The organism is Bacillus sp. NEAU-242-2 (genome assembly GCF_027853835.1).
Lineage (GTDB): Bacteria > Bacillota > Bacilli > Bacillales > Bacillaceae > Bacillus > Bacillus velezensis.
The window spans coordinates 323,967-339,033 of sequence record NZ_JAPNNY010000001.1 but is presented as its reverse complement, the minus strand read 5'-3'; the positions used below and the strand labels follow the sequence as shown (position 1 = coordinate 339,033).

Below are 15,067 nucleotides of genomic sequence, written 5' to 3'. Positions count from 1 at the left end.
TCAAAAGGAGAGAAAAACAGCATGTCAACAAGAGATTTATCGGTTTTAATAAGTGTTGTCCTCATTGTGGCAATGCTGGTGATTCCATTCCCTCCATGGTTGTTAAGTATTTTGATCATCATTAATATCTCTCTTGCGTTGATCGTGCTTCTCACCACAATGAATATGCAAGAACCGCTGCAATTCTCGATATTCCCGTCATTGCTGCTGTTATTGACGCTGTTTCGGCTTTCGCTCAATGTGTCGACGACACGTTCGATTCTTTCTCACGGAGAAGGGGGAAAGGTTGTTGAGACATTCGGGAATTTCGTTGTCGGCGGAAATGTGCTGGTAGGGCTTGTTGTCTTCATTATCTTGATTATTATTCAGTTTATCGTCATTACAAAAGGCGCCGAGCGGGTATCGGAAGTGGCGGCGAGATTTACGCTCGATGCGATGCCCGGAAAGCAAATGAGTATTGACGCGGATTTAAATGCCGGCATGATTACGGAGCAGGATGCAAAGCACAGACGTGAAAAAGTCGCCCGGGAAGCGGATTTTTACGGCGCCATGGACGGTGCGAGCAAATTCGTCAAAGGGGATGCCATCGCGGGGATCATCATCGTGATGATCAATATTATTTTCGGAATCGTAATCGGTATGCTGCAGCAGGGGATGAGCATACAAGAAGCTGCGTCTCACTTTACAATGCTGACGGTCGGTGACGGTATCGTTTCTCAAATGCCGGCCTTGCTCATTTCAACGGCTACGGGGATTGTCGTGACGAGAGCGGCATCTGAAGGAAACCTCGGTCACGATATTACAGGCCAGCTGTTTGCTTATCCGAAGCTCTTGTATGTAGCCGCGGGAACTGTACTTTTGCTCGGTCTTCTTACACCGATCGGCATTCTGCTGACGGGGCCGATCGCCGGTCTGCTTGCATTCGGCGCTTATATGCTGTCCAAAGCGGATAAGCCGAGCGAAGAAGAGGAAGAAATTCTTGAAGAAGAGGCTCAGGCGGATGAACTGAAAAGCCCGGAAAGCGTTGTGCAGCTTTTACATATTGATCCGATTGAATTTGAGTTCGGATACGGACTCGTGCCGCTTGCAGACGCGGGGCAGGGCGGTGATCTTCTTGACCGCATCGTCATGATCAGACGTCAGCTTGCGCTTGAATTGGGACTTGTCATTCCGGTTGTGCGCATCAGGGATAATATCGCGCTCCAGCCGAATGAATACAGATTGAAAATTAAAGGCAATGAAGTCGCTAAAGGAGAGCTCCTGCTGGATCATTACTTAGCGATGTCACCGACGCCTGAAGATGACGTCATTGAAGGCATTGAAACGATTGAACCGTCGTTCGGACTTCCCGCAAAATGGATCAGCGAAGCTGCAAAAGATGAAGCGGACATGCTGGGGTATACAGTTGTTGATCCGGCGTCAGTCGTATCTACGCATATTACAGAAAAAATTAAGCAGCATGCTCATGAACTGGTCGGCAGACAGGAAACAAAGCAGCTGATCGATCATCTGAAGGAAAATTATCCTGTGCTTGTTGAGGAAGTCACGCCGAACCCTCTTTCTGTCGGCGATATTCAAAAGGTGCTTGCCAAATTGCTGAGAGAAAAAGTTTCAATCAGAAACTTGGTGACCATTTTTGAAACTCTTGCCGATTACGGAAGATTAACGACAGATTCAGACCTTTTGACAGAATACGCGAGACAGTCGCTTGCCAAACAAATCACGGCACAATATGCGAGAGAGCATGAAACGCTGAAGGTCATCACATGCTCAGGCCGGGTGGAAAAAGCGATTGCAGACGGGGTACAGCAGACTGAACAGGGCAATTACCTGTCACTCGATCCTGAGGTTTCAGACAGCATCATCCGTTCTGTCGCTAAAGAGGCCGAGCAGCTTTCCATCCGACAGGAGTCGGCGATTCTTCTTTGCTCGCCTGCTGTCAGAATGTATGTAAAACAGCTGTTAGAACGGTATTTCCCTGATCTTCCGGTTCTTTCTTATAATGAGCTGGAAGCAAATGTTGAAGTACAGAGCATTGGAGTGGTGGATATTTAATGAAAATAAAAAAATTTACAGCCGCTTCAATGCAGGATGCCGCGAAGCAAATCAAAAAGGAACTCGGCAATGATGCCGTTATTTTACATTCCAAACAAGTAAAGAAACGAAAATGGCTGGGGCTGCGGTCGCAGCAGGCCGTCGAAGTGATAGCGGTTTTAGATCGTGACGTCAGGGAAGCGAGAAAAACGCCGCCGGCTGCCGCTGGAGAAATGAAAAAGACGGAAATGGCGGAGAAAGCTGAGCCTGTTCAGCCGCCGCGTCTTCCGGATCAAAGTATTTCCGGCGAACTTGCGCATTTGAAAGAAGTGCTCCCTGAACCATTAAAAAAAGCCGAGAGACTATTGAAGCAAGCCGGGCTTCCTGATCATACGCAAAACGCCGTACTCAGTGAATTGCTCAGTTCTTCAATTGTTTCCGGAGATTTAACTGAAGATAATGTCAGCTCAAAACTGCAGGATTTGTTGGTGAAAAAACTCCCTTCGGCAGACAGGTGGCAGGAAGGGATTCAATCAAAATACGTCGTGCTTTTCGGTTCAACCGGGGCCGGCAAAACGACTACACTTGCGAAACTCGCGGCCTCATCAATGCTGACAGAGCATAAAAAAATTGCCTTTATGACGACGGATACTTACCGGATTGCCGCGGTCGAGCAGCTGAAGACATATGCGGAGCTGCTTCAGGCTCCTCTTGAAGTATGTTATTCAAAGGAAGAATGTCTGAAGGCACTGGAAAAATTCGCTGAATATGACCATGTTTTCATTGATACAGCCGGCAGAAACTTTAAAGAAGAGCAGTATATTACGGAATTACAAGAGATGATTCCGTTTGAATCAGGCTTACAATCTTTTCTCGTATTATCGGCATCTGCAAAATATGAAGATATGAAACAGGTGCTGAAACAGTTTTCCGGTGTGCCGGTCAATCAATTCATTTTCACGAAAACGGATGAAACCGCCTCACTCGGCTCCGTGTTTCAAGTGCTGTCGGAATCAAGAATCGGCGCCGCCTATTTGACAAATGGACAGGATGTGCCTGAAGACATCCTATCGGCTTCACCAAAAGAGTTTGTAAGGATGCTTTTGGCATGAAACCCGATCAGGCAGAGTCATTAAGAAGGAAAATGAGAGAGCGGCAAATGATCAAGCCGGAGCTTTATGAGAAAAAAGCGAAGACATTAGCCGTCATCAGCGGTAAAGGCGGCGTCGGAAAATCTAATTTAACATTAAACATGGCAGTTGCCCTGCAGGAAAAAGGAAAAAAAGCACTCATCATTGATCTTGACATCGGAATGGGCAACATTGATGTGCTGATCGGCGCTGCTTCTTCCCGCACCATTATTGATGTGATGGAGAATCGGCATGCATTGGCTCAATCACTTTCCTCCGGTCCGAAAGGCCTTCGCTACATATCCGGAGGAACGGGGCTTGAGGCGATCTATCAAGCAGACAGAGAGAAGTGGTCGGCTTTTATGAATGGTCTTTCCGCTGTATTAAGCGATTTTGATTACGTTCTGTTTGATATGGGAGCGGGACTTTCAAAAGAACAGCTGCCGTTTATTTTATCGGCGGAAGACATTCTCGCCGTGACAACGCCTGAGCCGACGGCCATTATGGATGCCTACAGCGCGATCAAACATCTTTTGCTCGCGGATGAACGGCTGACCGTAAACATTGCTGTCAATCGCGCCCGCGCCCAAAAACAGGCGCTGGACACGTACAACCGCCTTTCTCATGCGATTCACACGTTTTTAGGCGCGGAGGTGCGTTTCGCCGGCTCCATACCCGATGATCCGCTAGTAAGTCAAGCCGTCATTGACCAGGTGCCTTTTTTAATAAAAAGTCCTCAAGCAAAAGCCAGCAGGTCCGTCCGTCTTCTGACGGATGTCTTGTTTCAAACGGAAGAAAACAAACCAAGAGAAGAGAAACCGGCATTTATTGAGAGATTATCTTCTTTTTTATTGAGGAGGACTTTACAGTGATTCGTGTGCTTGTCGTTGATGACTCAGCTTTTATGAGAAAGATGATTACCGATTTTCTGGCTGCGGAAGTGCAGATAGAAGTCATCGGGACAGCCAGAAACGGGGAAGAGGCGCTGAAGAAAATAGAGCTTCTCAAACCGGATGTTGTCACGCTTGATATTGAAATGCCGGTCATGAACGGAACGGATACATTGCGGAAGATCATCAGCATATATAAACTTCCCGTCATCATGGTATCGAGCCAGACACAGCAAGGGAAGGACCGAACGATCAACTGCCTGGAAATGGGCGCTTTTGATTTTATCACCAAGCCTTCCGGATCGATTTCACTTGATCTTTATAAAATTAAAGAGCAGCTGATTGAGAGAGTGATTGCAGCCGGGCTGTCCCGCGCCCAAAAACCTGAGGCGGCAGTGAAAGAGCCTTCTATCCCGGAACGTCCGGCTTTGGCGGGATTTGAAAGACCGAAAGCAAAATCCGCCAAGCAGGCCGTATTCATCGCGACCTCTACAGGCGGACCGCGTGCCCTGCAAAAGGTGATTCCGAAACTGCCGAAGGATTTAAAGGCGCCTGTATTTGTCGTTCAGCACATGCCTGAAGGCTTCACCGCTTCACTTGCAGACAGACTCAACCATTTGTCAGATATTCAGGTCAAAGAAGCGGAAAACGGTGAAGAAGCGAAAGACGGATGGGTGTACATCGCGCCCGGCGGAAAAAATATGACGGTTGCAGAGGAAGGCGGAAGGCTCCGCATCATTCTTGACGTTCATGATACGGAAAGCCGGCATAAACCGTCAGCCGATTATTTGTTTCGGTCGGCAAGCCGCTTATCCGATTACGAAAAGGTAGCCGTCATTATGACAGGCATGGGCAGCGACGGAACCGAAGGCGTAAAAGAAATGCTCAGAACAGGCGGCGTTAAAACGATTGCGGAATCGGATGAATCCTGTGTTGTGTTCGGAATGCCGAAGTCAGCGATAAAGGCGGGCCTCATTCATGAGATTAAACATGTGGAAGATATCGCGGCATCCATCACCGGATGTGTGAAAAAAGAGAGGGTGTGAATCAATTGGATATGAATCAATATTTAGATGTCTTTATTGATGAAAGTAAAGAGCACTTACAGACATGTAACGAAAAGCTGCTGCTGTTGGAAAAAGATCCGGCAGACCTTCAGCTTGTGCATGACATCTTCAGAGCTGCCCATACGCTGAAAGGCATGAGCGCAACGATGGGATATACAGATCTGGCGCATTTAACCCACCTGATGGAAAATGTGCTGGACGCCATCCGCAACGGAGAAATGCCCGTTACATCGGATTGGCTGGACGTGCTGTTTGAAGCGCTTGATCATCTTGAAGAGATGGTGCAGTCCATTATTGACGGAGGAGACGGCAAACGTGATATTTCTGAAGTAAGTGCGAAGCTCGACGTAAATGCGGTGCATGAGACTGCGGCTTCAGCCGAAACAGCAGAACCGCCGGCTTCAAAACAACAGACTTCAACTGAATGGAATTATGATGAGTTCGAACGGACTGTTATTGAAGAGGCGGAAGAGCAAGGATTCAGCCGCTATGAAATAACGGTTTCCCTGAATGAAAGCTGCATGCTCAAAGCCGTGCGCGTGTACATGATATTTGAAAAGCTGAATGAAGCCGGGGAAGTCGCAAAAACGATACCCGCCGCGGAAGTACTTGAGACGGAAGATTTCGGAACGGATTTTCAGGTGTGTTTCTTGACAAAGCAGCCTGCTGAAGAAATTAAAGAACTCATCAGCGGCATTTCAGAAGTGGAGAAAGTCGAAATTTCTGCCGGTGCGCCGTTAAAAACGGCCGAAAAACCGCAAGCGGTTGAACCGGTGAAGGAAACTCCGGTTAAAAAGGCTGAAAAACAGCCGAAGCCGCAAGCGAAAACGGAAGAACAGCCGAAGCATCACAGCGGCTCGAAAACGATTCGTGTCAACATTGAAAGGCTGGATTCTTCAATGAATCTTTTTGAAGAACTTGTCATTGACCGCGGACGTCTTGAGCAGATCGCCAAAGAGCTTGACCACAATGAGCTGACTGAAACCGTTGAACGCCTGACCAGAATTTCGGGCGACCTTCAGTCTATTATTCTTAATATGCGGATGGTGCCGGTAGAAACCGTCTTTAACCGTTTCCCGAGAATGATCCGCCAGCTTCAAAAGGAATTAAACAAGAAAATCGAATTGTCCATCATCGGAGCTGAAACGGAGCTGGACCGCACGGTGATTGATGAAATCGGCGATCCGCTTGTGCATTTAATCAGAAACAGCATCGATCACGGCATTGAATCGCCTGAAGTGCGGGTGAATAAAGGAAAACCGGAATCGGGTCATGTCGTGCTTAAGGCATATCACAGCGGCAATCATGTCTTTATTGAGGTTGAAGATGACGGGGCCGGCCTGAACAGAAAGAAAATTCTTGAAAAAGCGCTCGAGCGGAGTGTAATCACCGAACGTGATGCTGAAACGCTTGAAGATAATGAGATTTACGAGCTTATTTTTGCTCCTGGCTTCTCGACTGCCGATCAAATTTCTGACATTTCAGGTCGGGGCGTCGGTCTGGATGTCGTAAAAAATAAACTCGAATCACTCGGCGGCTCTGTCAGTGTCAAATCCGCGGAAGGTCAAGGTTCTCTTTTCAGTATCCAGCTTCCGCTGACACTTTCAATTATATCCGTTCTTCTCATTAAACTGGAAGAAGAGACGTTTGCGATACCGATTTCTTCTATTATAGAGACGGCTGTTATTGATAAGAAAGATATCCTGCAGACGCATGACAGAGAAGTGATTGATTTCAGAGGCCAAATCGTTCCGATCGTCTATCTGAAAAAAGAATTCGGCATTACGGATTCAAAACAGGATGCCGATCAGTTCCATGTAATCGTCGTGAAAAAGGGCGATAAATCCACTGCTTTTGTCGTGGACTCTTTTATCGGACAGCAGGAAGTCGTACTGAAATCACTCGGCGACTATTTGACGAACGTCTTTGCGATTTCCGGCGCTACGATTCTCGGAAACGGAGAAGTGGCGCTGATTATTGATTGCAATGCGCTGATCTACTAAAACGACACGAGGAGGTGCCCGCATGACTGCTGAAATCAAAACAGGTGAAAAAATGATTGTGTTTATGATAAACGGGAAAGAATACGCTATCTCAGTTTCCCAGGTGAAATCAATTGAAAAGTGGCAAAAACCGACGAGGGTCCCGGGGGTGGAATCTTATATCCGCGGCGTTATCAATCTACGCGGAGTGATTACCCCGGTTCTTGATTTAAGAAAACGTCTGAACCAGCCTGAACAGGACATCACAGAAGAGACACGGATTATCATCATTTCTTACCGTGACGCCGATGTCGGATGGGTCGTGGATGAGGCCAATGACGTCATCACCGTGCATGAAAATGAAATTGAATCCGCGCCTGAAAGCCAGACAAAGGAAACGGATGTGTGGATTAAACAGATCGTCAAGCAAGATAACAGGCTCCTCAATATTATCGATGCGCATGCGGTGCTGGATAAAGGTGCTTCGGCATCTGCGTCCGGAGAGCCGAATGCTTAAAGGGGAAAAGACAACATGAGTAAGTTTGAAGCGATCAAAGAAGAGCAGATGGATATTTTGCGGGAAGTCGGAAATATCGGGGCGGGTCACTCGGCTTCTGCCATGGCTCAGCTGCTGAACAGAAAGATAGACATGGAAGTGCCGTTTGCGACTTTATTGACATTTGATGAGCTCGCTGATTTTTTCGGCGGGGCTGAAACGCCGGTCGCCAGTATCTTTTTAAGAATGGAAGGCGACATGACCGGTTCTATCTTTCTCATCATGCCTTTTGATCAAGCGGAACAGTTTATCAGAGAGCTGATCGGAAATCCGGATTTTGATATTGACCAGTTGGGTGAAGATCATTTGAGTTCTTCTGCTTTACATGAGTTCGGCAATATTTTAGCAGGCTCCTATTTAACGGCATTGGCTGATTTGACAAAGCTTGAGATTTACCCGAGCGTGCCGGAAATCTCACTTGATATGTTCGGCGCGGTTATCAGTGAAGGACTGATGGAGCTCAGCCAAGTCGGAGAGCATGCCATTGTCGTGGATACTTCTATTTTTGACCAGGGCAGCCGGCAGGAGCTCAAAGCCCACATGTTTATGCTGCCGGACTATGATTCTTTTGAAAAGCTCTTCGTCTCATTGGGTGCGGCTTTATGAGCCGTGCGGAAGCCGCAGTCGTTAAAGTGGGGATTGCGGATGTTCAAGTCGCGCGTTACCCAGATAAAATCCGAACCTCGGGACTCGGTTCATGCGTGGGGCTGGTTTTATACGATAAAGACAAACAAACGGCAGGACTCGTTCACGTCATGCTGCCGGACTCCGGTTTATCAAAAACGGCGGAGCTCAACCGTGCAAAATACGCGGACACCGCCGTTAAGATGACGATTGATATGCTTTTGAAAGCCGGCTGCCGCAAGTTTGCCCTGAAGGCAAAACTCGCCGGGGGAGCGGAGATGTTTAAGTTTAAAATGACAAACGACCTGATGAAAATCGGTCCGAGGAATGTAGCGGCCATCAAAGAGCAGCTTTCATTGTATAACATTCCGGTCATCAGTGAAGATACGGGCGGCTCAAGCGGCCGGACGATTGAATTTGAGCCAAAGTCCTGCATGCTGCACATTCGAACTGTTAAACAAGGTGAAACAACGATTTAATAAAGGTATGAGGTAGGGGGATAACAATGCAATCCTTGAATTATGAAGATCAGGTGCTTTGGTCGCGCTGGAAAGAGTGGAAAGATCCTAAAGCCGGTGATGATTTAATGCGCCGTTACATGCCGCTGGTCACATATCATGTCGGCAGAATTTCCGTCGGACTGCCGAAATCGGTGCATAAAGACGATCTAATGAGCCTTGGTATGCTTGGTTTATATGATGCCCTGGAAAAATTTGACCCCGGCCGGGATTTAAAATTTGATACCTATGCCTCGTTTAGAATTCGCGGTGCAATCATCGACGGGCTGCGTAAAGAAGATTGGCTGCCCAGAACTTCACGGGAGAAGACAAAAAAAGTCGAAGCGGCGATCGAAAAACTTGAACAGCGCTACCTTCGGAATGTGACGCCTTCAGAGATCGCAGAAGAGCTGGGGATGACGGAGCAGGACGTAGTATCAACGATGAATGAAGGATTTTTTGCCAATCTCTTATCAATTGATGAAAAGCTTCACGACCAGGATGACGGTGAGAATATTCAAGTGATGATCAGAGATGACAAAAATGTGCCGCCGGAAGAAAAAATCATGAAAGACGAGCTGATCGCTCAGCTGGCGGGCAAAATTCACGAGCTCTCTGAAAAAGAGCAGCTTGTCGTCAGTTTATTCTATAAAGAAGAACTGACTTTGACCGAAATCGGACAAGTCCTGAACCTTTCGACGTCGCGGATTTCACAGATTCATTCAAAAGCGCTGTTTAAATTAAAGCACCTGCTTGAAAAAGTAATTCAATAATGAACTCATGGTTAGCGAGTGAAAAACATGTCAACACTATTATGGCTTTTAAGCTTTGTGCTTCACGGCGTACTGCTTTATGCCGTCATTATTCTGTACACGAGGTTTTCAGCCCTCAAGGAGACGGAGCGCCAGCAGAAGAAGATTCTTGAAGAGACGGAAAACACTCTTGCAGCGTTTCTGCTTGAGCTGAAAGAAGAAAATGAAAGACTCGAAGACGCAAAAAACCGGAATGATCAAGCACCTGACGCAGAAGACGCCGAACCCCGGCCGGAACCGAAAAAAGAGCCTGATATTCCGGACCATATGGAAAAGCTCATCAGTGCAACGGAACGGGCTGAAAGTGATGAAAACAGCGGCGCGCATTCGTTTGAAGAACGTGTTTCAGAATTATATGAACAAGGGCTCACCCCCGCGGAAATCGCCAAACGGGTGCAGAGCGGAAAGACAGAAATCGAGCTGTTTTTAAAATTTCGCGGCAAAGCTGTAAAGGATTCTTGATTGTCGCATAAAGCTGTGTTATATTATGTCTTGGTGTTAAATACACACGCTTAACGATTTATGCAGAGGGTGCTGCAAACGGCAGTTCTGCACAAAAATGACCTAAGCGGAGGAAAAAAACCATTTTATTAGGAGGAAATCACATGTCAGTTATTTCTATGAAACAATTGCTTGAAGCTGGTGTTCACTTCGGCCACCAAACACGCCGCTGGAACCCAAAAATGAAGCGTTACATTTTCACGGAGCGTAACGGAATCTACATCATTGACCTTCAAAAAACAGTGAAAAAAGTAGAGGAAGCTTACAACTTCACGAAAAACCTTGCTGCTGAAGGCGGAAAAATCCTTTTCGTCGGCACAAAAAAACAAGCTCAGGATTCTGTTAAAGAAGAAGCTGTACGCTCTGGCATGTACTATGTCAACCAACGCTGGTTGGGCGGTACACTGACAAACTTCGAAACAATCCAAAAACGCATTAAGCGTCTGAAAGACATCGAGAAAATGCAAGAAAACGGTACATTTGAAGTACTTCCGAAAAAAGAAGTTGTTCAATTGAAAAAAGAATTAGAGCGTCTTGAAAAATTCCTCGGCGGAATTAAAGACATGAAGGATCTTCCTGATGCATTATTCATCATCGATCCTCGCAAAGAGCGCATCGCTGTTGCGGAAGCTCGCAAATTGAACATTCCTATCATCGGAATCGTAGATACAAACTGTGATCCTGATGAAATTGATGTCGTAATCCCTGCAAACGATGACGCAATCCGCGCTGTCAAACTTCTTACTTCTAAAATGGCAGATGCTATTCTTGAAGCGAAGCAAGGCGAAGAAGAAGCGGAAGCTGCTGAAGAGACTGCACCTGAAACAGAAACGACAACTGCGTAACCTAATCAAAAGGTGATAAGAGGGACTGCCTTTTATCACCTTTTTTCAAGAAAAATGTATCTATACATATCTTGTTTACACATATAAGGAGGAATTCAAATGGCTATTACTGCACAGCAGGTAAAAGAACTGCGTCAAAAAACAGGCGCTGGTATGATGGACTGTAAAAAAGCATTGACTGAAACTGACGGAGATATGGACAAAGCAATCGACCTTCTGAGAGAAAAAGGAATTGCGAAAGCGGCTAAAAAAGCTGACCGTATCGCTGCTGAAGGTTCTACTCTTATTAAAACTGACGGCAACAAAGGCGTTATCTTAGAAGTAAACTCTGAAACTGATTTCGTTGCGAAAAACGAAGGCTTCAAAGAGCTTCTGAACACGCTTGCTGACCACCTTCTTGCAAACGCTCCTGCTGATCTTGAAGAAGCGATGGGTCAAAAGATGGAAAACGGTTCTACTGTTGAAGAATACATCACAAGCAACGTTGCTAAAATCGGAGAGAAAATCACTCTTCGCCGTTTTGCTGTTCTTACAAAAGAAGACAGCGAAGCGTTCGGTGCTTACCTTCACATGGGAGGCCGCATCGGCGTATTATCCGTTCTTAGCGGAACAACTGACGAAGATCTTGCAAAAGACATCGCGATGCATGTTGCAGCGGTAAATCCTCGTTATATTTCCCGCGACCAAGTGTCTGAAGAAGAAGCAAACCATGAGCGTCAGATCCTGACTCAGCAAGCTCTTCAAGAAGGCAAACCGGAAAACATCGTAGCTAAAATGGTTGAAGGCCGTCTGAACAAATTCTTCGAAGAAATTTGCTTATTAGACCAAGCTTTCGTTAAAAACCCAGACGAAAAAGTGAAACAAGTTGTGGCTGCGAAAAACGCATCTGTTAAAACTTACGTCCGCTACGAAGTTGGAGAAGGCATTGAAAAACGCCAAGAAAACTTTGCTGAAGAAGTTATGAACCAAGTGAAAAAATAATGGCGGAAAGCCTTGGCGAATCTTTCGCGGCTTTTCAGGCAGTATAGGGGACACTACTTGTGTTCCCTATTTTTAAAACTATATTTACAAACCTTTTTTTCTCTTGCATAATAGGAAACGGCAATGTTTACACTTGGAGGTTATTATGGAAAAACCAAAATACAATCGTATCGTTTTAAAGCTTAGCGGAGAAGCATTGGCAGGAGAGCAGGGAAACGGCATTAATCCGACTGTTATCCAATCCATCGCTAAACAGGTAAAAGAAATCGCTGAGCTTGACGTCGAAGTGGCCGTAGTTGTAGGCGGCGGCAACTTATGGCGCGGAAAAACAGGCAGTGACTTAGGAATGGACCGTGCGACGGCCGATTATATGGGCATGCTTGCTACTGTCATGAACTCACTTGCCCTGCAGGACAGCCTGGAAACGCTCGGAATTCAGTCCAGAGTGCAGACATCAATTGAAATGCGTCAGGTCGCTGAGCCTTACATCAGAAGAAAAGCCATCCGCCACCTGGAGAAAAAACGCGTTGTGATTTTTGCCGCGGGAACAGGAAACCCTTATTTCTCTACGGACACAACCGCAGCGCTGCGTGCCGCTGAAATCGAAGCGGATGTGATTTTAATGGCGAAAAATAATGTCGACGGTGTGTATAATGCCGATCCGAGAAAAGATGAGTCAGCTGTTAAATACGAAAAATTATCTTATCTCGATGTGTTAAAAGACGGGCTGGAAGTCATGGATTCTACGGCTTCTTCACTATGTATGGATAATGATATTCCGCTGATCGTCTTTTCTATTATGGAAGAAGGAAATATTAAGCGTGCCGTAATCGGCGAATCAATCGGAACGATCGTAAGGGGGAAATAACGTTGTCAAACGAAGTATTAACACAAACAAAAGAACGCATGGAAAAAGCGGTTGCTGCTTATTCACGTGAATTGGCGTCAGTCCGCGCGGGACGTGCCAACCCATCTCTATTGGATAAAGTGACAGTAGAATACTACGGTGCCCAAACACCTTTAAACCAGCTGTCTTCCATCAATGTGCCTGAAGCGCGTATGCTTGTTGTCACACCGTATGACAAAACGGCAATCGGCGATATTGAAAAAGCGATCCTGAAAGCTGATCTTGGCGTAACTCCGACAAGTGACGGAACAATTATCCGCATCGCGATCCCGGCTCTGACGGAAGAAAGACGTAAAGAACTTGTCAAAGTCGTGAAAAAATACGCGGAAGAAGCGAAAGTAGCAGTCCGTAATGTCCGCCGTGACAGCAACGATGACCTCAAAAAACTTGAGAAAAACGGGGACATTACAGAAGACGAGCTTCGTGCTTCCAGTGAAGACGTTCAAAAGCTGACAGATGAATATGTGTCAAAAATTGACAGTGTCACGAAGGACAAAGAAAAAGAAATCATGGAAGTTTAATGAAAAACTATGTACAATAGATAATGTGAAAAGACCCTCTCATGTTTACAGGGGGTTTTTTTGTTAATACTGTTGATTACATTGATCATCAGCAACGCAACCTTTTTGGGTGACGGAGGAATCTCATGCTCAACATACTCAAAAATTGGAAGAATCAGCAGAATGCGGCTTCCAACTTAGAACGGTATACAAAAGAAGACATACTGAAGGGTGAAATTCCCGCACACATTGCCATTATTATGGACGGAAACGGACGCTGGGCGAAGAAGCGCTCACTCCCGCGGATTGCCGGACATCATGAAGGAATGAAAGTGGTAAAAAGGGTGACAAAGCTCGCAAATCAGCTCGGCGTTAAAGTTCTGACTCTTTATGCGTTTTCAACTGAGAATTGGAAGCGCCCGAAGATGGAAGTCGACTTTTTGATGAAGCTTCCGGAAGAGTTCCTGAATACGTATCTTCCTGAATTGATAGAGGAAAATGTACAGGTGAAAATTATCGGAGATGAATCCGCGCTCCCTTCTCATACGTACAGGGCGATTGAGAAGGCCGTAAAAGATACAGAACAAAATGACGGGCTGATTCTCAATTTCGCTTTGAACTACGGCGGACGCACGGAAATCGTCAATGCGGCAAAAGCATTGGCCGAACAGGTGAAAAGCGGCACGCTGAATATCGAAGACATTGATGAAGCGCTCTTTTCCGGGCATTTAATGACAGAATCAATCCAGGACCCGGAGCTGCTCATCAGAACGAGCGGAGAAATCAGACTGAGCAACTTTATGCTTTGGCAGGTGGCTTACAGTGAATTTGTTTTTACAGATGTCCTGTGGCCCGATTTTAAAGAAGATCACTTTCTGCAGGCAGTGGGAGAATTTCAGCAGCGGGGCCGGAGGTTTGGCGGAATTTAGAGGATGGTGGAAATGAAACAAAGATTGTTAACAGGTGTTCTGGCAGCGGCACTATTTTTATTTTTGGTTATTTTCGGAGGATTGCCGTTCACCGTATTTGTTTACGTGATGGGAAGTATAGCGCTTTTTGAGCTTTTGCGGATGAAAAAGCTCAGATTTTTTTCTTTTCCGGGTCTGATCAGCCTCTTATTGTTATGGGTGTATATGATGCCGGACAAATATCATTTTTTCGATGCGAAAATGGAAGTAACGATTTTCGCCGTATTGATTCTGCTCAGCTATACGGTGCTCGTGAAAAACACCTTTACGTTTGACGAAGTCGGGTTTATCGTTCTCGCGACGGTATATATCGGACTGTGTTTTCATTATTTTATTGAAATCAGAAACATTGAAACAAACGGGCTTTTGTATATCTTTTATGCCTGCGTTGTCATATGGTCAACGGACTCAGGCGCATATTTCGTCGGAAAGTCGCTCGGGAAGCGGAAGCTGTGGCCCGAAATCAGTCCCAACAAAACGGTGGAAGGGTTTCTCGGCGGTATTGTCATCGCCCTTATTTTTACGGCTGTTTTTCAGCTGTTTGCGCACCTTCCGATTTCATACCTGGTTCTTTTGGTCATCACGCTTGTTCTGTCTGTGTTCGGACAGATCGGGGATTTGGTTGAATCAGCGCTTAAGCGGCACTATGATGTGAAGGATTCGGGGAAAATCCTTCCCGGGCACGGCGGCATTTTAGACCGATTTGACAGCTTTTTGTTTGTCATGCCGTTCTTATACTTTCTGCTTGCGCTTTTTTCATGAGAAAGGCTAAT

16 protein-coding genes are annotated in these 15,067 nt (G+C 46.1%); all 16 read left to right on the top strand.

Features of this window, described 5'->3' with window-relative positions:
- Positions 1–21 precede the first annotated feature (21 nt).
- Entirely contained in the window at positions 22–2,055 is a 2,034-nt protein-coding gene (gene flhA / locus OWN49_RS01095; RefSeq protein WP_007409788.1) for a flagellar biosynthesis protein FlhA, read from the top strand.
- A complete protein-coding gene (gene flhF / locus OWN49_RS01090) occupies positions 2,055–3,146 on the top strand; it encodes a flagellar biosynthesis protein FlhF (protein WP_077722198.1) in 1,092 nt (363 codons plus the stop codon). Before flhA ends, flhF begins: the two co-directional genes overlap by 1 nt.
- Positions 3,143–4,036 carry a MinD/ParA family protein gene (locus tag OWN49_RS01085; protein WP_020955825.1) on the top strand — a complete coding sequence of 298 codons (894 nt, stop codon included), beginning with the start codon at positions 3,143–3,145 and terminating at the stop codon, positions 4,034–4,036. Before flhF ends, OWN49_RS01085 begins: the two co-directional genes overlap by 4 nt.
- Positions 4,033–5,100 carry a protein-glutamate methylesterase/protein-glutamine glutaminase gene (locus OWN49_RS01080; RefSeq protein ID WP_017417783.1) on the top strand — a complete coding sequence of 356 codons (1,068 nt, stop codon included), beginning with the start codon at positions 4,033–4,035 and terminating at the stop codon, positions 5,098–5,100. Before OWN49_RS01085 ends, OWN49_RS01080 begins: the two co-directional genes overlap by 4 nt.
- 5 nt (positions 5,101–5,105) lie before the next feature.
- Positions 5,106–7,124 (top strand): chemotaxis protein CheA, encoded by a 2,019-nt coding sequence (gene cheA, locus OWN49_RS01075; protein WP_176283318.1) that lies wholly within the window; start codon positions 5,106–5,108, stop codon positions 7,122–7,124.
- Between the two features lie 22 nt (positions 7,125–7,146).
- A complete protein-coding gene (cheW, locus tag OWN49_RS01070; RefSeq protein ID WP_003154225.1) occupies positions 7,147–7,620 on the top strand; it encodes a chemotaxis protein CheW in 474 nt (157 codons plus the stop codon).
- A 15-nt stretch (positions 7,621–7,635) separates the two neighbouring features.
- Positions 7,636–8,265: a CheY-P phosphatase CheC gene (cheC, locus tag OWN49_RS01065; protein ID WP_014417781.1), complete on the top strand. Its 630-nt coding sequence runs from the start codon at positions 7,636–7,638 to the stop codon at positions 8,263–8,265.
- On the top strand, positions 8,262–8,762 hold the full coding sequence (gene cheD, locus OWN49_RS01060; protein ID WP_003154219.1) for a chemoreceptor glutamine deamidase CheD: 501 nt from the start codon (positions 8,262–8,264) through the stop codon (positions 8,760–8,762). Before cheC ends, cheD begins: the two co-directional genes overlap by 4 nt.
- 26 nt (positions 8,763–8,788) lie before the next feature.
- Positions 8,789–9,553, top strand: coding sequence for an RNA polymerase sigma-28 factor SigD (gene sigD / locus OWN49_RS01055; protein ID WP_003154217.1), 765 nt, complete (start codon positions 8,789–8,791; stop codon positions 9,551–9,553).
- Positions 9,554–9,580: 27 nt separating this feature from the next.
- A complete protein-coding gene (locus tag OWN49_RS01050; RefSeq protein WP_077722202.1) occupies positions 9,581–10,054 on the top strand; it encodes a DUF6115 domain-containing protein in 474 nt (157 codons plus the stop codon).
- Positions 10,055–10,197: 143 nt separating this feature from the next.
- A complete protein-coding gene (rpsB, locus tag OWN49_RS01045; protein WP_003154215.1) occupies positions 10,198–10,938 on the top strand; it encodes a 30S ribosomal protein S2 in 741 nt (246 codons plus the stop codon).
- 99 nt (positions 10,939–11,037) lie between these two features.
- The gene (tsf, locus tag OWN49_RS01040; RefSeq protein WP_003154214.1) at positions 11,038–11,919 is read left to right on the top strand and encodes a translation elongation factor Ts; all 882 of its coding nucleotides are present in this window, start codon (positions 11,038–11,040) and stop codon (positions 11,917–11,919) included.
- A 145-nt stretch (positions 11,920–12,064) separates the two neighbouring features.
- Positions 12,065–12,787: a UMP kinase gene (pyrH, locus tag OWN49_RS01035; protein WP_003154213.1), complete on the top strand. Its 723-nt coding sequence runs from the start codon at positions 12,065–12,067 to the stop codon at positions 12,785–12,787.
- Positions 12,788–12,789: 2 nt separating this feature from the next.
- The gene (frr, locus tag OWN49_RS01030; RefSeq protein ID WP_003154212.1) at positions 12,790–13,347 is read left to right on the top strand and encodes a ribosome recycling factor; all 558 of its coding nucleotides are present in this window, start codon (positions 12,790–12,792) and stop codon (positions 13,345–13,347) included.
- A gap of 125 nt (positions 13,348–13,472) precedes the next feature.
- Positions 13,473–14,255, top strand: coding sequence for an isoprenyl transferase (locus OWN49_RS01025; RefSeq protein WP_003154211.1), 783 nt, complete (start codon positions 13,473–13,475; stop codon positions 14,253–14,255).
- Positions 14,256–14,258: 3 nt separating this feature from the next.
- On the top strand, positions 14,259–15,056 hold the full coding sequence (locus OWN49_RS01020) for a phosphatidate cytidylyltransferase (protein WP_146283526.1): 798 nt from the start codon (positions 14,259–14,261) through the stop codon (positions 15,054–15,056).
- Positions 15,057–15,067: the final 11 nt, after the last annotated feature.

What these genes read in the sequence shown, in the direction of transcription:
- cheD (WP_003154219.1), top strand. Translation starts at nt 8,262, where the DNA reads ATGAGCCGTGCGGAAGCCGCAGTCGTTAAAGTGGGGATTGCGGATGTT.
- cheC (WP_014417781.1), top strand. Translation starts at nt 7,636, where the DNA reads ATGAGTAAGTTTGAAGCGATCAAAGAAGAGCAGATGGATATTTTGCGG.
- OWN49_RS01020 (WP_146283526.1), top strand. Translation starts at nt 14,259, where the DNA reads ATGGTGGAAATGAAACAAAGATTGTTAACAGGTGTTCTGGCAGCGGCA.
- tsf (WP_003154214.1), top strand. Translation starts at nt 11,038, where the DNA reads ATGGCTATTACTGCACAGCAGGTAAAAGAACTGCGTCAAAAAACAGGC.
- OWN49_RS01050 (WP_077722202.1), top strand. Translation starts at nt 9,581, where the DNA reads ATGTCAACACTATTATGGCTTTTAAGCTTTGTGCTTCACGGCGTACTG.
- flhA (WP_007409788.1), top strand. Translation starts at nt 22, where the DNA reads ATGTCAACAAGAGATTTATCGGTTTTAATAAGTGTTGTCCTCATTGTG.
- pyrH (WP_003154213.1), top strand. Translation starts at nt 12,065, where the DNA reads ATGGAAAAACCAAAATACAATCGTATCGTTTTAAAGCTTAGCGGAGAA.
- rpsB (WP_003154215.1), top strand. Translation starts at nt 10,198, where the DNA reads ATGTCAGTTATTTCTATGAAACAATTGCTTGAAGCTGGTGTTCACTTC.
- flhF (WP_077722198.1), top strand. Translation starts at nt 2,055, where the DNA reads ATGAAAATAAAAAAATTTACAGCCGCTTCAATGCAGGATGCCGCGAAG.
- cheW (WP_003154225.1), top strand. Translation starts at nt 7,147, where the DNA reads ATGACTGCTGAAATCAAAACAGGTGAAAAAATGATTGTGTTTATGATA.
- OWN49_RS01085 (WP_020955825.1), top strand. Translation starts at nt 3,143, where the DNA reads ATGAAACCCGATCAGGCAGAGTCATTAAGAAGGAAAATGAGAGAGCGG.
- OWN49_RS01025 (WP_003154211.1), top strand. Translation starts at nt 13,473, where the DNA reads ATGCTCAACATACTCAAAAATTGGAAGAATCAGCAGAATGCGGCTTCC.
- sigD (WP_003154217.1), top strand. Translation starts at nt 8,789, where the DNA reads ATGCAATCCTTGAATTATGAAGATCAGGTGCTTTGGTCGCGCTGGAAA.